We start from the raw sequence: 20,717 nt of genomic DNA on the forward strand, positions 1-20,717 counted from the left end.
CTCCAGATAATGGGCTCCAGCGGCGGCGGTGCTCCCGAATCGACTACCTTCGTCGTGGATGGATTCCAGAATGCGAGCGCCATGCCGCCTAAAAACTCCATCGCTTCGATCCGCGTCAATCCGGATCCGTATTCCCCGGAATATGAAGGACCGACGTTTCAGGGCGGTCGGGTGGAGATTACGACCAAGCCAGGAGCGGATAAAGTTCACGGTGCGTTGTTCTTTACCGACAGTGACGGCATGTTCAACGCGACGGACCCGTTTTCCTTGACCGCGACACCCGCCAGTAAACAGCGTTACGGGTTTGAACTGAGCGGGCCTATCACCTCGAAGAAGAGTGACTTTTCGCTGGCTCTCGAAAAGCGGGATATCAATGAGTTCAACGTCGTGAACGCGATCACGCTGGACACTAATGGCAATCAGACACCCTTGCATGAGACAGTCTCTGCACCCCAGCGGCTCTGGATCGGTTCTGCTCGTGGGGACTGGCAGGCTTCTTCCAAGGATGTGGCAACGCTTTCGTTTGCGGCCAATGTGAACAATCTCGGCAATCAAGGTGTCGGCGGCCTGACATTACCGGAGGCGGGATACTCCAGCCTCATGGGCGAGTACGATCGCATCATCCTCGGCTGCGGAACTGTGCTTCTGTTGGGTTCGATGGGCTTGAATCTATCGCTCGCCCGTCGTCCTATCGCCAACCGCTACGTGCGCATCGACGAGATGGGCCGTGCTCAGGCAATCCAGTACAGCGATTTGAGCTACAGCCCGCGCGAGGGTGAGGTGCGGACCTACCTCACGGATTGGAGCACCTATCGCTACACCATCAGCCGCGACACCATCGCGAAGAAATATCCGCTCAACTATTACTTCCTGTCGAGTGCAGTGTCTTCGCAACTGATGAACGTGGACAACGCCAATCATCTCGTTTCCCAGGTCACGAACGGGCAGGTTGAGCAGAACGATGTGGAAGTGAAGAACGTCACGATTACTTCGATGACGCAGGAGACCGTGCAGGGCAGTGTTATCACCCGTGGGACAGCGTTGATTGCCATCGACAAGCTCTACTCATCCGCAACCTCTCACGATCCCCGGACGGAACACTGGCTGCTCAGTGTCACTTATTACCTGAACCCAAAACAGGTGAGCGATCAGGCGAAGATATTCCCGCAGTTCGAGATCCTCCGATGGAGCAGTTCGATGAGACTTACTATGTCAATTCAGGCGCGCGGAGCGTCTTCCACACGAGCCTGCCAGTCGGCTGCGCTATTCAGAGAGCGCGAGTTCGACGTTTTTGTCTGGGAAGACGGCGCGAATTTCGATATGTCCGCCGAGGGCGCTGACGTAGTTACGCAGTGTTCCGAGTTTGACCTCGGCGCGTTTTTCGAGGCGGGAAACTTCGCTTTGCTCCATCTTCATGGCGAGCGCGAGTTTTCCCTGGGTCATCTTACGGTCCTTACGCAGTTCATTGAGCGTCATGCGTTTGAGAATGGCGTTGGCGCGCTTTTTTGCGCGGGCGCGGCTGGCCGGGGTCATCAGCTCGTTGGCGATGCTGTCGTAGGTGAGAGTCTTGTTTGCCATAATTTCCTTTCTCGCGCCGTGGATGCAGGTTGGCGCTTACTTTTTCAATGCGCGCAGATGTTCACGGTAGAGTTCATCGGCTTTGCGAATCAGCTTCTCGTAAAAGCCGCGCCGTCCATGTTTATCGCCACCGATAAGCAGGATGGCGGCACGTTGGGGATCGAAAGCAAAGAATGCGCGAAGCGCCAGATGTTTGTCGTGCGCGGTTCGCAATTCCTTCATGTTGGGAAATGCCGATCCTTTAACGGTATCGACATAAGGCCGAGCGAGGATCGGACCTTTTTCCTTGAGAAGGTTTACGGCTGTATCGAAGGACTCCCGTTCTTCCGGAGAAAGGGTCTGCATCCATTCCCGAAACTCAGGCGTCGCGCGAATCTCGTAAGCCATAAAATCATTATGCGCTGTAACTCATATAACGTCAAGCTCATATTTCCCGTTGCCGCAGCAAGCAGGGGCAGGCGGTGATCGTATGAGCTACAAACTCATTCTGCCGTTCTTTCCCGAAGAACTGCGCGAGCTTCTGCTAGACCCGTCCATCTCGGACCTGATGATTAATGGAACTACGGGTGTCTACGCAGATCGTGGCGGGGTTGTGGAGCACATACCGCTCGCAACCCCGTACACGAATGACCGGCTCCAAGCTGCCATCGAGCGCGTCGCCCGTATCCTGGGCCAAGACCTTACCAGCCAGAATCCTATCCTGAATACGTGCCTGCCGGACGGCTCCCGTGTCGCCGTCGTTGGCGCTCCCTCTTCCATTCACGGCCCAACCCGCACCGTTCGCAAATTCAATCGCTGGTTCAGAAGCGACGAACTGATTGCTTCCGGCAGCCTTGCCGCCGAGGTTCGGGACATCGTTGTGGAGTTGGTCAGCCAGAAGAAGAACGGCATCATCAGCGGCGGAACCGGTTCCGGGAAGACCACATTGATGAAGGCGCTCTTGGACCATGTTCCATTGAACGAACGGCTCGTGGTGATCGAGCAGCCCGCAGAGTTGAAGATAGCCCATCCCAACGTCGTTCGTTGGGAGGCCGTCGAAGCGATTCCCGGCCAGGTTGCCGTGACTCCAAGCCAGCTTTTGGCCGCCGCTCTCCGTCATCGTCCTGATCGCATCATCATGGGGGAAATCCGCGATGAATGCGGCTATGACCTCTTGCAAGCCATGAATACCGGGCATGGTGGAACGCTTTCGACCATCCACGCGAAGTCCGCGTGGGACGCTCTCAATCGCCTATCGGATCTGGCCCGCAGTGCCAGGCCCAATCTCAATCATGCCTTCGTGCGTTCGGAGACGGCAGAAGCCATCGACTTCGTTCTGTACTGCGAGCGCAATGCTGCGGGCCGACGCCGCGTGCGTGAGTTGATTGCCGTCACCGGCTATGCCCATGCCGATCAGTCTTTTCAGACCGAGGAAATCTACCGCGCTCCTGCCGATGCCGCCGAACGCCCGGACGTGAGGTGAACGATGAGAACCGGATTCGTTGCAGCCTGTCTTCTTACCGGGCATCGGGTGTCGGAACCTTCGCTGGAATGGTGCGCTCTTGAACGTGAAGATTGCGGCGGGAATCGCAGTGCCATCGGTGATGCTTTGCCGCTCCCCTCTTGTGCGGTCGAGGCGCGGAGAAGGAACTTGCTTTGCCGGAGCATGGCATCGTCGGGAAGCCCATCGAGAACTTCGCGCTTGAGGCGTGTCTCTCCACCTCAATTCCTCGTCATGCTCGGTCACTGCTTCGGGGCTTATGCGACGCCCGGCGGCGCGGCGCTCTTCTGCTTCGATTGCATTGCCCTTCGGGTTACGGTTTCCACCTTCGGCGGACCCTCCGTAAATGCAGAGCTTGGCACTTGGGAGTCGCGCCCACTCGCTAGGCTTCGCCCGGTGTGACCCGAGCAAGAACGGGAATTCAAAACGGAGACACGACCATGTACATAAAGAACAAAGCAGAACTGATGGGATTCCTCGGTGCCGATGCCGAAGTTCGCACCGGCAAGAACGACAGCAAGTTCACCACCTTTTCCCTGGCGACTTCGACCCGCTACAAGGACAAAGAGAGCGGCGAGTACAAACAGTTCACCGAGTGGCACCGCTGCATCGTCTTCGGCGGCCTCAGCGACTTCGCCGGCACGCTCAAGAAGGGCACGCACCTCTACATCGAAGGCGAAATTCGCCACACCGAGTACACGCCCAAGAAGGCGAAGAAGCCGGTTCGCACCGACAGCATCCGGGTATCCTCCATCCTCAAACTCGACCGGGCCGAAAAAGCGGCCCCGGAAGACCTGGAGAGCGGTCCAGATCAGTCCGATGACATTCCCTTCTAGGGCATGTCATCGCTATCAGGCGAGCCCGGCGAAAGCCGGGTTTCGCGCACGCTAAAGGCCCGCAGCATTCCATCGCATCCGAGGTGTCCATCATGAGTCAAGCCGCGACGGACTTTCTTACCCGTTGCTTCGCTCCGGGGGAGACCATTGCTCTTCTGCTCCGCAGCGAAAGCGCCGACCGACCCGCCCAGCGGATCGTTCGGCTGGAACAGGCGATTGCGCCAAGCTATCTCCGCTGGCTGGCCCACGAGAACCATGCTGGAGCCAACGTCTATGTCGCCGCCAATCCACTCCACTCTGGCAGCCGGCCTAGGACGAAAGAGAGCATCGCATCCGTTCGCCATCTATATAGATATCGACTGCGATGGAGATGCCCGTGTCGCTGCGCTCCGGGCATCGGATGCGGTGCCGCCTCCGACGGCCATCCTCGCCACATCGCCCGGCAAGTATCAGGCGCTTTCCCGTATTTCGGGAGTCTGTCTTTCGTGGTGCGGTCGAAAATAAAGGTGTCCCGGCTGCGGACATCCTCCAGGTCTGGCTCGATGTTGGTTCGCACCCGGCCCGCGGTGCCGCCCAGGCTGAGCAAATCTGGCGTCGCGTCTTCTCCTCCATACTGGAGAAGAGACCCTGATGGACGCCAATCCCGATGTCGAACATTTCGCGCGTTTGATCGACACCCTGTATCCCTGGCTCGATCAGGTCGTCATCATCGGCGGCTGGAGGCACCGGCTCTACCGTCTGCAGGCGCTCGCCTACGAACCCCTCGGAACCCATTCACCCTCCGTAGCCCCATGCTTTACCGAATGCCAATCAGCAGACTGGCAGACATGCCGCTCGACTGCGGATGGCCGTCGGCAAAGGTGTAATCATAGGCTGGTTCCAGATTCGTGCAAATGGGAGACTTACTTCCGCAGCAGCTTGCGGTGGTAACGCTCGCGCCATTCGTCCGCTGCACGGCGCTCGGGGCCGAAATACATCTGGCTGCCATCGCGGCCCCAGGAGTAGGTGTTGTTCCAGGCACATTCGAGACGATGGGGCAGAAGCAACTCCTCGAAGTCAGCACAGGTTTTAAGCGTGAGATCTTGCTTGCGGCGGATGCCGCGTTGGGCCATGCGCTTATCGTCTTTGGCGCTGGCAGTTCCGGTGATCGCCGCATACGGGCGCCGGTAGGAACGGCTCATGACAAACTCCTGGTCGCAGTTGCGAACCTATGTCATGGCTGTCCTCTTTTCTTTGACGGTGATCGTCATCATGTTCTGCTATTCCTTCGCAAGGAAAATATCCGCAGGCAGCTTGAATCGGGCACTCAATCTTCGCACCTGCGCCAAAGTGAGCTTCCGCTGTCCGGCCAGAAACATGGACACGGCACTCTCCGATCCGAATTGAGGAATCAAATCCCGCTGGGTCAGGTACTGCTGTTCGATAAGGAATCGCACCACCGTGGCCGGCCCAGCGGCAGGGATAGGATAGTGCGCCTGTTCGTAACGCTCCACGAGCAGGGTCAGCAACTCAATCGCTTCCATCTCCGACACAGATGGGTTCTCTAAGGCAGTCAGTTGAAACAGCGCGTCCGTATAGGCTTCCAGCTCCGCATCATTGTGGATGACACGCGGAGCGCCGTGCGCGATCATCTCTGCCGGATTGGCAAGCACTGTGCTCATTGGCTTCTGAACCTCCGATCCCAGTTGCTGGGATTGTCATATTCCTTGTGCGTCAGAAACGAACGGATATACACATGCCCATCCGTATACTTTTCTTCCGTCGTCTTGGCGTAATGGATGACGGTGATGAGTCGGTAGCGGTTCCGCCGAATGTTGAAGACCACATATCCGTTGACGGCATCGGCATCTTGGAACATCTCCCGCACTTGCGCGAAATTATGCCAGCGGACCGTCTCGATAATGCCTGTCCAGGCTTCCATTTCACCCGCCGCATCCGGATACCGCTTCCTCGCTTCGCCCAGATGCCTGCGGGTCACAATATGCACTTACCTACGATACTTCACAATTCGTGAAGTCGTCAAGGCGGCCCACCTCCCCTCTGCCCCGGAAAGCCGCCTCATCCGAGGCGCATCGGCAGGAAGACACCCCAAATCAGTGACTCGCTATCTAAGGTAAGGACTGTTTTCACGCTACTTCTGCGGAGGAAGTTTCCATGAAAGTTACGATGTCTGTTTCCCTCATCGGGGTAGACCGCGTCAATGTTTTGAACCTCGGTGCCGGCGGCCAAAGGAGAATGGCGATTTGATAGAGAGCCTTTCTAGCTGGCCAAGTGTTCACCACCGGCACAGAGCCGCGCCGCTTCTCAAAGAACGAGAGCAATATCTGGCTCATTTATTGCAATTGGGACGAGGCAAGAACACGGTTCGGGGTGTCGCGTGTTTCGGACGCAACTGGACAAGCTCAGCCCGTGACGGGCCAAGAAGAGGTGGCGGGATGACGCCCAGTTGATGCAATTTTTGGACAGCCTGTAAAGCATCTGGATCGCCAGTCGCAAGCGAAGGACAACTCCCACACGAATGTCACGGTCTCCACCCGCGAGGGTGTTTTAAAAGTGCTGAACGAAAAAGCGGAAAGTCCTCCCCCCGGAATGCGGAGACACTCTGTTCCCTTATTCTTGTTTCAGATTCAACGCATAGCGAGCATGTTTGCGTTCGCCAGTGCGGCGTAGTGCGCCCTTTTCGGCTAAGTCCGCTAAATCGCGGGTGGTCGTTGCCGGGGATGCTCCCGTAATCGTGCTGTAATTGCCCGCGCTCAGTCCACCCTTGAACCCTTCGGGACCCTCTCGGAACATCCGCAACAAAGCCTTCCTCTGTCTCTCATTGATCTGGCCGCGCAGTCCATTCATCATCTTCGCCTTGGCGATGAGGAACTCCACTTGCGCGATGCTCCGCCGCTGCGCTTCCAACGCAATTCCGGCAAACCAGAGGAGCCACTCCGTAATGTCGATTTGCTTATTGGCTCTTTCAAGCGCCTCGTAATAGTTCTTTTGATGTTCCAGGATGGTCGTCGCCAAAGAGACGAGTACCGGCTGTCCGAAACTCTGGGGCATCGCCTTTTCCGCGATGGCGCGGCCGATGCGCCCGTTGCCGTCCTCGAACGGATGGATCGACTCGAAAAACAGATGGGCTGCGCCGGCGCGGGTGATGGCCGGCAATGCCTCCTTGCCCTGTGGTGCGGTGCGGTTGAACCAGGAGATGAACCGCTTCATCTCTGCCGGGACTTGCTTTGACGGCGGGGCTTCGAAATGCACGATCGGAGCGCCGATCCGACCGGAGATCACTTGCATCGGCTCTTTGCTCGTCCGATACCTTCCGATGTCAGCGAGATCTTTTCTGCCTGTAGTCAACATCCGGTGCCAGCCAAACAACATTTCATCGGAGAGCGGATTTGAAAACGACCGATAGAGATCGACCATCATCTCCGCGATGCCCTCTTCCGCGGGCATCGCACGCCGCTTGTCGGGGGATGCGAGCCCGAGCTGGCGTAGGATGGACGACTGCACACTGGCCCGATTGAGCACTTCACCCTCGATGGCCGATGTGGTCACGGCCTCCCCGCTCATTACTTCCACGAGGAGTTGATTGTGCTCGTCCTCCGCCAGGTGTTTGACCGTGCCGATCGCGATACCGGCGCCAAGCAGAAACTGCTCTTCGGCAGCAGAAAGCCGCGAGCGGTTCCACTTGAAATTGGGCCAATCCGGGCTTTGCCAATTCCATTTCATGAGCGATACGAAGGCTCCTTATCGCTCATCATACGACAGTTTGTGATTGATAGCGGCTGGCACTGTCGCTCACCACATGATCCAGTAGGGATGGGGCAGGAGAACGGTGACCCAAAGCCCCATCGGGATGAGCCAAATTTGGTGCGCCGCTGGCGCAGCAAATTGCCCTAGCTATCTTCGCTGGACGAGCGGCCAAAGTCGCGTGAATGGCCCACTGTATCTGATATTTTCAGATCACATGTGATCTCAGACAAAGAAGGGACACCGACCGATGATGGAGATCGAGCTTTTTGAGGAACCAAATACCCGTTCCCGCTTCCTGGAGGCGCCTTGTCTTAGGGAGCGCGAACAATACCTGTACCATCTCATGCGACAGGGTTACCAATCGCTTCAGCTTGCCGTTCTCCTGCTCAAGCTCCTTTAGCCGCCGCGCCTGATCTACCTGCAAGCCGCCGTACTCCTTGCGCCATCGGTAGTACGTTTGCTCCGTAATCAACGCCTCTTTGCTTGCTTGGGCCGTTGTCTTCCCGGTCGCCACCCCAACCTCAACCTGACGTAACAGACTCACGATCTGCTCTGGCGTCTGCTTCTTTCCTCGTGCCATGAAAGGCTCCCTTCATACCAGTTTCTCGCACATCAACTGGTACAAAAAGTGCCGGGCATTCCACTTGGACAAGGCCGGAGGTTGTTGCCCGCTGGCTGTTGCGGTAAGGCAAAGAATTAGAAGAGCCGCAACGGCGTGCCAGGCATGTACTCGTCGGAGATGACAGAGGGGAGCTTCTCAGGAGCGGAACCGACGGTCTCATTTATCCAGCCGAATGGAAAAACTCCATACACTTTTGAGTGGAATCTGCTGCTTGATCGCACAGTCGGAGACTGGCTCTTTGAGGTCGCCAATATAGGAACGTCAGAGCGTCACTATGAGGAGCGCAATGAAAATCGACTCAGCTCAAATGCAAGAATGATAACAACGCGACTCCCGGTGTGCCTGTGAGCCCATAATCTTAGAAAATCATTACAACCGCGGTAGTGCCGGGATCGATGCCAATTGGCGCGGCACAATTGAATTCAACGTTTCCCAACAAACACGGCCGTAAACACACAAATCAATTGGATTGCGAGAAGGGGATTGGATGAGGAGTCTTTCGCTGCGTTCAGGCTGTCTGGTAGTGCTCTGTTTTTACGCTTCTGTTGCTTTTAGCCAGCTAAGGCCTCCTGCAACTCCGTTGATTACGCATGATCCCTACTTCAGCATTTGGTCCACAACAGACAATCTCGCAGATTCCGATACGAGCCACTGGACCGGCGCCTCCCAGCCCATCGGCGGCATCGCGCGCATTGACGGCAAGTCGTATCGCTTCATGGGCAAGCATCCAGAAAACCTTCCCGCCATGGAGCAGACCAGCAGGCTCGTCACGCCTACGCACACGCGCTATGAATTTCATCAGGGCGGCATCGCATTGGAACTGACCTTTTTCACTCCGGCAATCATGGCGGATCTGGACCTGCTTTCGCGTCCAGTGACCTATATGTCGTGGACCGCGCGCGCAACCGATGGTGGCACGCACAGGGTGTCGGTGCTGCTCGATGTCGATCCCGTAATTGCAGTCAACGACCGTTCTCAAAATGTAATAGAAACGCGGCATCAGACTTCCCGGCTGCATGTGCTCTCTGTTGGATCGAGCGATCAGAAAATCCTCAACCGTTCCGGGGATAATCTGCGTATCGATTGGGGGTATTTTCATCTGGCGATTCCCAAAGACGAGGAAGCGGAAACGGCAATTGCTCAGGACATTTCAGGGAATTTTGCCGGCAGCGGCAAGCTTCCTGCGAGTGACACATTCGACATGCCGCATCCCGCCGGCAGATCGAGTTCTCATCTCGCCGCGGCACTCAGCTTTGGCGATGTAGCTTCATCGCCCGTTGAGCGGCACCTGCTCGTGAGTTACACCGAATGCTATGCCATTCAATATCTGCAGCGCAACCTGCGGCCTTACTGGCAGCGCAACAACCAAAGCGTTGAGGAAATGCTCGACACGGCGGAGTCGCAGTATGCCGAACTCGAAAAACGTGGCTCCGCTTTTGACACGGAGTTGACGAAGGATCTGACTACGACGGGAGGAGAGCACTACGCTGCGCTCGCGATTCTGGCATATCGTCAAACGCTGGCTGCGCACAAATTGGTCGCGGACGTAAACGGTGATCCGATGCTTTTTGCCAAGGAAAATTTCTCCAACGGCTGCATCGCCACCGTCGATGTGCTGTATCCCTCAGCGCCATTCTTCCTCTTCTTTCAGCCTAAGCTGCTTGAGGCGCAGTTGCGTCCAGTGCTTGCATATTCCGCGCTTGCCCGCTGGAAGTTTCCATTCTCACCGCACGATCTTGGCCAATATCCACTTGCAAACGGGCAAGTCTACGGCGGTGGCGAAAAGACAGAAGAAGACCAGATGCCTGTCGAAGAGAGCGGAAATATGCTCATCTTGGTCGATGCTCTTGCCCGCGCGGAGGGCAATACAGACCTTGCCCAGCGCTATTGGCCGCAGCTCACACAGTGGGCACAATATCTGCGTAGCAAAGGGCTTGATCCCGAAAACCAGCTCACCACGGATGATTTCGCCGGCCACGTCGCGCACAACGCCAATCTCTCCATTAAGGCAATTGATGCGATTGCCGCGTACGCGGATTTAGCGCGCTTGCTCAAGCATGAGGACATAGCAAAAGACATGAGCACAGCCGCAAAGTCGATGGCCTCAAAATGGGTCGATATGGCTCGGGAAGGCAATCACTACAAGCTGGCGTTTGATAGCCCCAACACTTGGAGTCAGAAATATAACCTCGTGTGGGACATTGTGCTCGACTACAACCTGTTTCCTCCAGCAGTCCGCGAAGCGGAAATGGCGTATTACATGACGAAGATCAATCAATACGGGCTTCCGCTTGACGTTCGCGCCGATTACACCAAACTTGATTGGTCGCTCTGGACTGCCACACTAACCTCGGATCCACATCAGTTCAACGCAATCATGGATCCAATGTATCGCTGGATCAATGAAACCCCAAGCCGAGTGCCATTGACAGACTGGTACGACACGAAGACTGGAAAACAGGTAGGTTTTCAGGCCCGCAGCGTCGTAGGAGGCGTCTTCATCAAGGCGCTGGCAGACAAACAACTCACCGCAAAATGGCGAGCAAAAGCCGCATCTACACCATAATTGTGGTGTCCCTGCTACAAGCTATCTCATAAGCCCGCAGCGGCCTGAAATGCCGTATGTGAGACCCACATCAAAACAGACTCTGGCCATTGGCCGAAGACCCCAGGGAAATTTAGGGAAACTCTGATTAAGTGGCACGAACGGTAGGTCACGGCTTCAGCCGTGACATAAATGCAGCAAAATCAATGCGGCTTTAGCCGCTGAGGTATGCTTCACGGACTTAATCAGACGCTTCTACTAGCCAACCGATCAATCATGTGCAGCAGCCGGAAGAACGGCCGCGTCGAGTAATTGAAGGCGCATCCCATCCCGACCAGGGTTCGCGCTCAGTGGCCTTCTGTACCGTGCCAAGCGCTAAAAGGTCGTATCTAGGTATTCGCCGGATGCGCCGGATTCGAGGAAAGCCGTTAAGTAAAGGCTTAGGTGTGAGGGGTCAAGTACTACGTCCTTCTCCCAGGTATTCGCGATACGCATAGGCTCTTCCCGAAACATCGTCGTCGTCCCCTCGTCAGGGCCTTGGAGGTTATGTTTAGTCTTTACCTCCCAAGCCACTTGTAGTTCGTCTAAACCAACCAAAGACTTCATCAATAGGCTGATGTATTCGCGATCGGTCGAAACCAGCAGCTCTGCATATTTGCTCATCTACACTCTTTCTGGACTGTCACAGACGAGCCGACCAGGTTGTTCGATGAAGAGGGAATAGGCCGCAACTGCTTGACTCGGTACAAGTGCGGACACTCTTCCTTGACACATCCAATACAGGTTCACTGGGTCACAAGCGTGTGCGGATTCAATAGGGACCAACTCCCATTCAAACTCTACCCATGCCACGGTCATAAGGCACGCGGTACAAATCGAATCGTGGCCTCCGTATTTGTTGTGTCTGTGATGGAATTTCGCTTGAGATAGCATCGCGTGTCCCTCTGCTGCTGGATTTTGTGCTAGCAGCAGAATAGTAACCGCGTAGCACTGACACTTCTGAGCAATTCCGCTCACAACAGTCGAATGGGCTGGGCTGGACCACTAGGCGGACTTTGATCGACCCCGTGGAGTCATGGAAAGTTTAGGCGTTACGGAGTGATCATCCAGCAGTTGATCGTGCAGAACCACATTGAGCAGAGATTTATGTACGCGGATACGACCGTTGTAATCGATAAAGCCCAGTTTGCGGAACCGGTTCATAAAGAAGCTGACGCGAGACCGTGTCGTGCCGATCATATCGGCCAGTGACTTCTGCGTGATCTTCGGAATGAGCCTCTCTGGTTCACCTGGTTTGCCAAACTCCGCCATCAACAAGAGAATCCGCGCCAAACGTTTTTCACTGGAGTTGAAGAGCTGGTCTACAAGATCGGCCTGAGTGCGCATGCTGCGGGCCAGCAGAAATGCAAGGAACAGGTCTGAGAACGCATGCTCGTCATGCATTACGCGGACCATCTCTTCTTTCATGATTTTAAGTGCAGTGCAGGCGGTGACGGCGGTCGCCGTGGCCAGTCGTAGTCCTGCCACAGCTGCAAGCGCCTCTTCTCCAACAAAATCGCGTGCAGAGAGAAGCATGATGGTGGCTTCTTTGCCAACTTTGGAAACGACCGTGACCTTGGCGCGGCCCTTCTGAAGATAAAAGACGAAGTCCGCGGAGTCCCCCTGGGAGAAGAAGTTCTCGCCCGACTTCAGTTCGACGATTCTTCTACCAAGGCCAGCATGTGCCAGGAATGACGCAGGGTCAAATGAAGTCGGAGTCGCGCGAGTCATCAAATAGCTTCCTTCCGGTCAGTATCTTCACAATGGAAGCGACCTCACCCAAGTACGCTGTGCGGATGCACAGCGTGTCCGACCTGAGTTTTTCATACGTCAGGAGAGCGGTCTGTCTCGTTTTATACACCATTCCACTATTTTTGAAGGCGATCTCCGCTTCGTTTCCATTCCATCTCTGAGCGCTCTTACTCAGACTGTCCGCACACTATCCGCTATCGTGAAAATACCTTGTGCGCCGCTCTCGGTCCGGAATATGTGCAGCCGTGATCGCTATGCCTTCTTGGTTGCTGCCCATCAGCAATGCGCTTGCGTGCCTCTGGAGTGAGATTGCGTTCCTTCCGCTGAACAAGTTTGCGCGACGGTTTACCACTCTCTGTGAGCAATGCGCGGGCCTGTTGTAGTAATGCAATCTGCTTATCTACTTCTTTGAGAATGGTTCCAATTTCCAGTGTTCGCTGTAGGCGGCAAACGTCCGCCCCGATTTCATCGCCTCGATTTCACAGTTGTATGTGGTGATGCCGTCGGCGAGTTTGCGGCGAGGATCGTATCCCTGCGGTTGAGAGCGGCGAGCGCCGTCTGAGCATCAGAGCCTACCCGCTCAAAGATGCGTTTTTTGCCGTGCAAAAAGCGGAGGTAGTAGCAGGCTCGGGGCGATGTTCCGGCTTGCCGTCGATGACAGCCCAGAGCGCTTCATTTTGCCGTTGGCGGCGTAATGCGGGTCGAAGTAGGGTCGTGATCCGTCGTCCAGGCGGCCGCGGATGTAAAGGCGGGCGGATAGGCCTGCCATGCGTAGTAGCTCCTGTAGAGAGATACCGCCGCACTGGCTGGATTTTTAGGGATTATTGCCGGAAAAGTGTAAACCCGAGTGTGATTTCGGTGTAACTCTTTTAGAATCAAGGCTGGCGGAGAGACTGGGATTCGAACCCAGGTTAGAGTTTCCCCTAAACACGCTTTCCAAGCGTGCGCCTTCAGCCACTCGGCCATCTCTCCAGGAAACAATTCGTCTCTTTGAATTTATCACAGCTAGCCTTTTCTTAAGCTGCCCGGTTCACCGCACAAACATGCTCTCCATTCGGGATTGAAACTCTTGGCTGAAACCGTTTACTTCCACTCGCCCGCTCGTTTATAGTTGCCCCTTGCTTGCAATCTCGCATTATTTGCACGCTCTGTGCATACTTACCTAAGACCTGAACCTGTGGGGGAATCTATGGCTGGCATCTCGCGTCGGGACGTGCTCTCTGGCGGTCTCGCTTTATCCGCATCTTCCATCCTCGCCCGTAATGCCTGGGCACGCACCGCCGCCGCGCTAGGCCAGCTCGACGATCACTCCGCCGCCATCGCGCCCCGCGAGCAGCTCCTCTTCGACTTCGACTGGAAGTTCACCTTCGGTCACGGCTCTGACCCAGCCAAAGACCAGGGCTTTGGCACCGGCCAGGGCGACTTCTCCAAAACCGGCGAATTCGAATTCTCCAGGGTCAAGTTCGACAACAAGAAATGGCAATTCGATGAATCCAAGTGGCGTACCGTCAACCTGCCGCACGACTGGGCCGTTGAGCTGCCCTTCGTCCGCGACGATGAGCAGCAATCTCACGGCTACAAGCCCCTCGGTCGCCGCTATCCTGAGACCTCCATCGGCTGGTATCGCCGCCTCTTTGACATCCCCGCCTCCGACCAGGGCAAGCGCGTCGTCATAGAATTCGACGGCGCCTTCCGCAGCGTTCTCGTCTTCGTTAACGGCTGCTTCATCGGCCGCAATGACAACGGCTACGCGCCCTTCAGCTTCGACCTCACCGACTTCCTCCACTTCGGCCAGCAGAACGCCATCGTTCTCCGCGTCGACGCCTCCTTCGGCGACGGCTGGTTCTACGAAGGCGCCGGCATCTACCGCCACATCTGGCTCACAAAAACCAGTTCCATCCATCTCGGCCAGTGGGAAAGCTATGTTCGCACCGATCTCAAAAGCGGCACAGCATCGCTTTCACTCGGCACTATCGTTGAAAACCAATCCAAAGATTTCGCGTCGGCTCGCGTCACCTGGAAAGTCCTCGACGCCAAAGGCGCAACCGTAGCCACTGCGGAATCGTCTGCTCAAACCATCGCCGCCGATGGCTCCGCAACCTATACCGCCACTGCCAAGCTCTCGAATCCCACCCTCTGGTCGCCGGACGCGCCAAACCTTTATTCAGCAGTTGTAACGGTGGAGCAGTCAGGCAAAGCCATCGACGCCGAGCGCATTCAATTCGGCGTCCGCACCGCTCTCTTCACTGCGGACAAAGGTTTCTTCCTCAACGGCCAGCCCGTCAAAATCATGGGCACCTGCAATCACCAGGATCACGCCGGCGTTGGTGCCGCGCTCCCTGATCGTCTTCAGTGGTTCCGCCTCGCCGCGCTCAAGGAAATGGGCGGCAACGCCGTCCGCACCTCGCACAACGCGCCCACGCCCGAGTGGGTCTCCGCCTGCGATCACATGGGCATGATGATGATGTGCGAAACCCGCATGATGAGCTCCAACCCCGAAGGCCTGGCGCAGCTCACCGCCATGATCAAGCGTTATCGCAACTCGCCTTCCATCATCCTCTGGTCCGTCGGCAATGAGGAATGGGTACTCCAAAGCCAGCAGCCGGACATCGGCGCAAAGATCGCACACACCATGGTCCGCCTCTGCCATGAGCTCGACCCCACCCGCGTCGTCTCCGCCGCCGTCAACGGCGACAACAAAGCCGGCGTTTCAGAAGCCTTCGACATCATCGGCTTCAACTACAACCTCAAGTTTCCCGACGAATATCACAAAAACAATCCGAAGATGGCCGTCTACGGCTCCGAAACATCCTCCGCCATCAGCACACGCGGAGAGTACTCCACAAACAAACTTCGCAACACCGTCAACTCCTATGACGGCGTCGTCCCCTGGGGGGAAACGCCGGAAGAGTGGTGGAAGTTTTACGGCACGCGCGAGTGGCTGGCCGGCGGCTTCGCATGGACCGGCTTCGATTACCGCGGCGAGCCCACTCCCTACGGCTGGCCTTCCATCAACTCGCAATTCGGCATCCTCGACATGTGCGGATTCCCCAAGGACTACAACTTCTACTACAAGGCCTGGTGGGGAACCCAACCCTCGCTGCATCTCTTTCCGCACTGGAACTGGCATGGCCGCGAAGGCGATGAGATCCCCGTCTGGGCCCACTCCAACGCCGATGAAGTCGAGCTCTTCGTCAATGGCAAGAGCCTTGGCAGCCAGAAGGTGCCGCACCTCGGCCACGTCGAGTGGAAAGCTCGCTACGAGCCCGGAGTAATCGAAGCTCGCGCCAGCAAAGACGGCAAAGTCATCCTCACAGAGAAGCGTGAAACCACCGGCGAAGCCGTCTCCATCCGTCTCACAGCCGACCGCACCGAAATCGACGCCGACGGCGAAGACCTCTCCATCCTCAAGGTTGAAGCTCTCGACGAGCAGGGCCGCCCCGTCCCAACAGCCGACAACAAAATCGCATTCAAAGTCACCGGCGCAGGCGCGCTCATCGGCGTCGGCAACGGCGACCCCAACTGCCAGGAAGCCGACAAAGCCCCCAAGCGTTCACTCTTCAACGGTCTCGCGCAAGTCATCCTGCAAAGCACCAAGACGCCCGGCACAATCGAGATCGAAGCCATTAAAGACGGCTGGGACGGCCCAAATCTCAAATCCGCCAAACTCACCATCACCACAAAGCAGGTCACCCTCCGCCCCTCGGTGGCATAGCTCTGAAAGCATCCTTGAGGAGACTGTTGTGGAACATTCCAGAAGGGAATTCGTGTTCTGCGGAGTTGCAGTCATGGCCGGTTTGGCCGCTCCGCTTATGGCCGCGCCACTCGCGGCCAAAAAGAAGATCCCGGTTTCGCTCGAACTCTATTCTCTGCGCGACGAAGCCGGCAAGGATCTTCCCGGCACGCTTGCCGCGATCCGGAAGATGGGCTATGACGGCATCGAGCTGGTCTGCGAAAAAGGCGGACTTGTAAGTAATGAGACCCTTTGGGAGCGCCCATTCAAAGACGTCGCCGCAATCATCCAAGACCACGGGCTCAACGTCTACAGCATGCATCACAGCTTCTCGCTCTTTCAGGACGATCAGCTCGAGCGAACCATCGAGATTAACCAGATGATAGGCAATCGCAATCTCATCTGTTCATGGTTGAATCCAACCACGACCATAGCCCCGTGGTACGAACACGCCAAAGCCTTCAATGCCATTCAGGCAAAGCTTCAGAAGCATGGCATGAACGTCGGCCTGCACAATCACGACGCCGAGTTGAAGCCCGTGGAAGGCAAACTCCCCTGGGACGTTTTCATGGACAACACAGTGCAAGGCGTCACCGGCCAGATGCACCTGGCATGGTTTCCAGCCTCCGGGTTGGACCCCATTGCCTACATCAGGAAATACCCCGGCCGCTCCCGCACCCTTCAGCTCAACGACTGGGCATCCGCTGGCGGGCAAACGGTACTGCTTGGCGATGGAAAGATCGACTGGAAATCGCTTTTCGCAGCTGCGGAATCCGTAGGCGGAATCGAAGTGTACGTCATCGAGCAGGAAAGCTACCCTGCCGGCATGGCCCACCTGGAAGCCTGCCGCCGTTGCCTGGAGAACTTCCGCGAATTACACGGATAGCATCCTCACCCAATGCATGTCATCCTGCTGATTCAACCTCAGACGCTCTATCGCGCCAGCAGCGCATCCACCTCAGCATACCCGCACGGAATCTCAACGCCATCCAAACTCGCCCCAGCCTTCAGCAGCGGTTCAACCCACTCTGGCGTTCGCCGCTGCCGCCAGTACGAACTCACGCACGCCTTCACCGCAAGTTGCAGCGCCGTTTGCCCCACGCCATCCAGCGCATTCACCGGCGTCCCGCGCTCAATCAGCAGCTTCATCGCCTCCGGCTGCCCGCGCCACGCCGCCATATGCAGCGCCGTCGAATCCTTCGCAATCTCAAAGTAACCATCGCCCTCATACAACGCATCCGGCTTTACGCCAAGCTCCATCAGCCGCTTCATCCCTTCCACGTTGCCATTCCCCGCAAACTGCGCCAGCAGCGAGCCTCCCGTGTCAATCAGCTCCGCCTGTAATCCCGGCTCCTCCGCAAGCAAGGCCCGAATCGCATCATCATCGGCCATCGCACAGCTAGCTTCCAGCCGATGAATGCCTTCCAGCTTCGCATCCATCCCACATTCCACAAACAGCTTCAACAAATCCCCGCGCCCACGCCGCGCCGCCAGCATCGCCGCCGTAAATCCAAACTTGTTCTTCAGCGTCACATCACCGCCATGATCCAGCAACAATGCAATGGCATCAATCCAGTTGTCGCGCTTCACGGCATGGTGCATGCCGGAGAATCCCCAATGCTCCATGCAATTCGGATCAGCGCCATAACTCAGCGCCAACTTCAACCCCTCGAAATCATGCCAATCCGCCTTCCGCAGCAGAATCGTCGTCATCGCCCTCACGTTAAACTTGCCGCTCTCCAGCAGAATCTCCAGCACCGTATTGTCGTATCCCTCCGATGCGTGGTACGCGGTCTCACCGTCATTCACATCTGCGCCAAACTCCAGCAACAGACGCACCAGCTCCGCATTCCGCGCCAACGCGGAAGCCCCGTACATCACGTGCTCATACTCCTCTTTGGGACCGCCGCTGTACACAGCGGTCGTCGTCCATCCAGTATTCGGATTTGCGCCCGCCTCCAGCAGCGCTCGCGCAGTACGCACAAATGCATCGCTTCTCGCCTCATCCAGCCGCAGATACCGCGAGAAGCACAGATACGTCAGCGCATCCCAACCATGTACTCCCCCCTTCGCCGTCGCCAGGCTTGCATCTGTCGCCAGAAACCGCCGCACAGCCGCTTCATCTCCTAGCACCACAGCCGTGTAGATATTTGCCGTCGCAGTCCTCGGCTCATGCGCCAAAATCGCATGAGCCTCTTCCAGCGTCCCGTTTGCATGACTGCTTCCATCTGTCGGCACAGTGGCCGCAATCAAAAACGCAGCCACGGGATCAACCATCTCCTCCACAACCCGTGCCACTCTCAATCGCTCGATCTCCGTCGCAAACCTCTGCCAACTTGCAAAGCCGTGTTCACGCGCAATCACCAACTGCGCATTCGTTAGTGAAGCCGCACTCTCGCGCGGAGCATACAGTTCCACACGCGCTAAGGAAACTCTGATTAAGTGGCACGAACGGTAGGTCACGGCTTCAGCCGTGACATAAATGCAGCAAAATCAATGCGGCTTTAGCCGCTGAGGTATGCTTCACGGACTTAATCAGACCTTCGCTCACCGCCACGCCAGTCGCGCAGCAGTTCTTTAGCTTGTTTCTTGTATTGGTCAAGGTTAGGACGAGCAGGAAGGCTCTTGATAGGCAATGCGCCAAGCGGATCAGACATACGAAGCTCCTTTCAAGTTGCGCCCGGAGTCCGCACTGATCAGGCAGGAAAGAAGTTTCGTTTCAATTGTCTTGCATTAAGGTGGGCACGGCCCTTTCCGCGGACTGGATGCGCCCTTCGCGCTCCCATCCACGCTATCGCAGCCACGCCCCCGCGTCAACACCCCGAATTCCACACCCCGCCCGTTACAGTGGAATCATGTCTCAATCCATCCAATCCGACTGGAAAAGGGAACTGCGAGCCATGATCGTGCTCGCTCTCCCCGTCGTTCTCAGTGAAATCGGTTGGATGCTTCAATCCATCGTCGACACCATCATGGTCGGCTCACTCGGACCCTCCGCCATCGGAGCCGTCGCCCTCGGCAACGCCGTCTACTACACCCCCTCCATGTTCGGCTTCGGCCTCCTTCTCGGCCTCGACACCCTCGTCTCGCAAGCCTACGGCCGCGGCGATCACGAAGCCTGCCATCACTGGCTGGCTCAAGGCGTTTATCTCGCCTGCATCATCACTCCGCCGCTCATGCTCTTCAGCATCGCGGCCAGCTTCGGCTTCACGCACGTCGGCATCGCGTCATCCGTCGCCGTCCCCGCCGGCGCCTATCTCCGCATCCTCTCCTTCGGAACCCTCCCGTTGCTCCTCTACGCCGCCGCCCGCCGCTATCTTCAGGGCGTGGGCCAGGTCCGGGTCATCACCGTCGCCTTCGTCTTCGCCAATCTCCTCAACTGGTTCGGCAACTGGGTTCTCATCTACGGCAAACTCGGCTTCCCGCGCCTCGGCGTCCCCGGCTCCGCAGTCTCCACGTGCATCGCACGCCTCTCCATGGCCGTCATTCTCTTCTTCTATGCCTGGCGTTACGAGGCCCGCCGCGGTCATCCACTTTTCCGCCACTGGGCGCGCATCAGCCTGCTCAAAATCCGCCAGCTCAGCCGCTTAGGCGCGCCCGCCGCCGGCCAAATCGTCTTAGAAGTCGGCGCATGGAACCTTGCCACCCTCGCCGCTGGCTGGCTCACCCCCGAGCAACTCGCCACCCACCAGATCGCCCTCAACTACGCCTCTTTCACCTACATGGTGCCGCTCGGCCTGTCCTCAGCCGCAGCCGTCTCCGTAGGCCACGCCATCGGCGCAGGCGACGCCGCCAAAGCCCGCCGCGCCGGCTGGCTCGCCCTTGCTCTCGGCGTCGGATTCATGCTCCTCGCCGCCATCGCCTTCTTCGTAGCCCCCGGCCCGCTCATCGCGCTCTACACCCGCGATGCCGCCGTCATGGCCGTCGGTCCCAGCCTCCTCGGCCTCGCCGCCATCTTTCAGGTCTTCGACGGCATCCAGACCGTCTCCACCGGCGCTCTTCGCGGCCTTGGAGAAACCCGCACCCCCATGTGGGCCAACTTCGTCGGCTACTGGCTCCTCGGCCTGCCCCTCGGCATCGCCACCTGCTTTCTCCTCCACTGGGGCATCTACGGCCTCTGGATCGGCCTCACCGTCGCCCTGATCGTCATCTCCATCACCCTCCTCTACCGCTGGAACAAAGACAGCAAAAAACAGGGAACAGGGATCAGGGGTCAGGGATCCGAAAACCGCGGCATTTCATCTTGAAGCGTGCAAGGCTTTTGTCGTTGCTTTTCTAGTCCCTATTCCCTTGTCCCTTATCCCTGCCTTATTCGGGACTCACCCTCGCCAACACCCCTCCACAAATGGACCTCATCGCGGGACATCGCACCACATACGCGGCTA

17 protein-coding genes, 1 tRNA gene and 2 pseudogenes are annotated in these 20,717 nt (G+C 57.2%); 9 read left to right on the forward strand and 11 right to left on the reverse strand.

All coding sequences use genetic code 11. The features are described from left to right. From ABSG47_RS14070 to ABSG47_RS14085, 4 genes are all read left to right on the forward strand, one after another. Positions 1 to 2,043 (forward strand): VirB8/TrbF family protein (locus ABSG47_RS14070; RefSeq protein ID WP_424170331.1); only part of this gene is annotated, 2,043 nt, incomplete at its 5' end. 4 nt (positions 2,044 to 2,047) lie between these two features. Then, positions 2,048 to 3,040, forward strand: coding sequence for a TadA family conjugal transfer-associated ATPase (locus tag ABSG47_RS14075; protein ID WP_424170332.1), 993 nt, complete (start codon positions 2,048 to 2,050; stop codon positions 3,038 to 3,040). Between the two features lie 219 nt (positions 3,041 to 3,259). Beyond that, positions 3,260 to 3,460 carry a hypothetical protein gene (locus ABSG47_RS14080; RefSeq protein WP_424170333.1) on the forward strand — a complete coding sequence of 67 codons (201 nt, stop codon included), beginning with the start codon at positions 3,260 to 3,262 and terminating at the stop codon, positions 3,458 to 3,460. A gap of 38 nt (positions 3,461 to 3,498) precedes the next feature. After that, positions 3,499 to 3,894, forward strand: coding sequence for a single-stranded DNA-binding protein (locus ABSG47_RS14085; protein ID WP_424170334.1), 396 nt, complete (start codon positions 3,499 to 3,501; stop codon positions 3,892 to 3,894). Here ABSG47_RS14085 and ABSG47_RS14090 read toward each other — a convergent pair. Beyond that, entirely contained in the window at positions 3,891 to 4,190 is a 300-nt protein-coding gene (locus tag ABSG47_RS14090; protein ID WP_424170366.1) for a hypothetical protein, read from the reverse strand. The two genes, ABSG47_RS14085 and ABSG47_RS14090, sit on opposite strands and share 4 nt — an antisense overlap. Here ABSG47_RS14090 and ABSG47_RS14095 point away from each other — a divergent pair. Continuing rightward, positions 4,110 to 4,398 (forward strand): annotated as a pseudogene (locus ABSG47_RS14095) (DNA-primase RepB domain-containing protein). The gene ABSG47_RS14090 and the pseudogene ABSG47_RS14095 sit on opposite strands and share 81 nt — an antisense overlap. Positions 4,399 to 4,796: 398 nt before the next feature. Here ABSG47_RS14095 and ABSG47_RS14100 read toward each other — a convergent pair. The 5 genes and pseudogenes from ABSG47_RS14100 to ABSG47_RS14120 all read right to left on the reverse strand — a co-directional run. After that, on the reverse strand, positions 4,797 to 5,075 hold the full coding sequence (locus tag ABSG47_RS14100) for a hypothetical protein (RefSeq protein ID WP_424170335.1): 279 nt from the start codon (positions 5,073 to 5,075) through the stop codon (positions 4,797 to 4,799). Positions 5,076 to 5,153: 78 nt separating this feature from the next. Continuing rightward, on the reverse strand, positions 5,154 to 5,555 hold the full coding sequence (locus ABSG47_RS14105; RefSeq protein ID WP_424170336.1) for a helix-turn-helix domain-containing protein: 402 nt from the start codon (positions 5,553 to 5,555) through the stop codon (positions 5,154 to 5,156). Next, positions 5,552 to 5,881 carry a type II toxin-antitoxin system HigB family toxin gene (locus tag ABSG47_RS14110; RefSeq protein WP_424170337.1) on the reverse strand — a complete coding sequence of 110 codons (330 nt, stop codon included), beginning with the start codon at positions 5,879 to 5,881 and terminating at the stop codon, positions 5,552 to 5,554. The genes ABSG47_RS14105 and ABSG47_RS14110 overlap by 4 nt, the downstream gene beginning before the upstream one ends. Before the next feature lie 623 nt (positions 5,882 to 6,504). Next, the gene (locus ABSG47_RS14115) at positions 6,505 to 7,617 is read right to left on the reverse strand and encodes a Fic family protein (RefSeq protein WP_424170338.1); all 1,113 of its coding nucleotides are present in this window, start codon (positions 7,615 to 7,617) and stop codon (positions 6,505 to 6,507) included. A gap of 379 nt (positions 7,618 to 7,996) precedes the next feature. Continuing rightward, positions 7,997 to 8,221 (reverse strand): annotated as a pseudogene (locus tag ABSG47_RS14120) (transposase); the annotation flags it as partial. A 529-nt stretch (positions 8,222 to 8,750) separates the two neighbouring features. On the opposite strand from ABSG47_RS14120, the gene ABSG47_RS14125 reads away from it, so the two are divergent. After that, on the forward strand, positions 8,751 to 10,829 hold the full coding sequence (locus ABSG47_RS14125) for a glutaminase family protein (protein WP_424170339.1): 2,079 nt from the start codon (positions 8,751 to 8,753) through the stop codon (positions 10,827 to 10,829). Positions 10,830 to 11,183: 354 nt separating this feature from the next. Here ABSG47_RS14125 and ABSG47_RS14130 read toward each other — a convergent pair whose 3' ends face one another. The 3 genes from ABSG47_RS14130 to ABSG47_RS14140 all read right to left on the reverse strand — a co-directional run bounded on the left by ABSG47_RS14130 (position 11,184) and on the right by ABSG47_RS14140 (position 13,571). Further along, positions 11,184 to 11,471 (reverse strand): hypothetical protein, encoded by a 288-nt coding sequence (locus ABSG47_RS14130; protein WP_424170340.1) that lies wholly within the window; start codon positions 11,469 to 11,471, stop codon positions 11,184 to 11,186. Between the two features lie 381 nt (positions 11,472 to 11,852). Beyond that, the gene (locus tag ABSG47_RS14135; RefSeq protein ID WP_424170341.1) at positions 11,853 to 12,578 is read right to left on the reverse strand and encodes a Crp/Fnr family transcriptional regulator; all 726 of its coding nucleotides are present in this window, start codon (positions 12,576 to 12,578) and stop codon (positions 11,853 to 11,855) included. Positions 12,579 to 13,481: 903 nt separating this feature from the next. Next, a tRNA-Ser gene (locus ABSG47_RS14140) sits at positions 13,482 to 13,571 on the reverse strand. Positions 13,572 to 13,788: 217 nt separating this feature from the next. On the opposite strand from ABSG47_RS14140, the gene galA reads away from it, so the two are divergent. Beyond that, positions 13,789 to 16,314, forward strand: a complete 2,526-nt coding sequence (galA, locus tag ABSG47_RS14145) for a beta-galactosidase GalA (RefSeq protein ID WP_424170342.1) — start codon at positions 13,789 to 13,791, stop codon at positions 16,312 to 16,314. Between the two features lie 73 nt (positions 16,315 to 16,387). Further along, positions 16,388 to 17,218, forward strand: a complete 831-nt coding sequence (locus ABSG47_RS14150) for a sugar phosphate isomerase/epimerase family protein (RefSeq protein ID WP_424170343.1) — start codon at positions 16,388 to 16,390, stop codon at positions 17,216 to 17,218. A gap of 47 nt (positions 17,219 to 17,265) precedes the next feature. On the opposite strand, the gene ABSG47_RS14155 is transcribed toward ABSG47_RS14150, so the two are convergent. Together ABSG47_RS14155 and ABSG47_RS14160 are read right to left on the reverse strand one after the other, a co-directional pair. After that, the gene (locus tag ABSG47_RS14155; RefSeq protein WP_424170344.1) at positions 17,266 to 18,750 is read right to left on the reverse strand and encodes an ankyrin repeat domain-containing protein; all 1,485 of its coding nucleotides are present in this window, start codon (positions 18,748 to 18,750) and stop codon (positions 17,266 to 17,268) included. A gap of 113 nt (positions 18,751 to 18,863) precedes the next feature. Then, entirely contained in the window at positions 18,864 to 18,989 is a 126-nt protein-coding gene (locus ABSG47_RS14160; RefSeq protein ID WP_424170345.1) for a hypothetical protein, read from the reverse strand. A 198-nt stretch (positions 18,990 to 19,187) separates the two neighbouring features. Between ABSG47_RS14160 and ABSG47_RS14165 the strand changes: the two genes are divergently transcribed. Further along, entirely contained in the window at positions 19,188 to 20,579 is a 1,392-nt protein-coding gene (locus ABSG47_RS14165) for an MATE family efflux transporter (protein ID WP_424170346.1), read from the forward strand. Positions 20,580 to 20,717: the final 138 nt, after the last annotated feature.

The sequence above is a fragment of the Occallatibacter sp. genome, from assembly GCF_049510455.1.
Taxonomy (GTDB): Bacteria; Acidobacteriota; Terriglobia; order Terriglobales; family Acidobacteriaceae; genus Telmatobacter.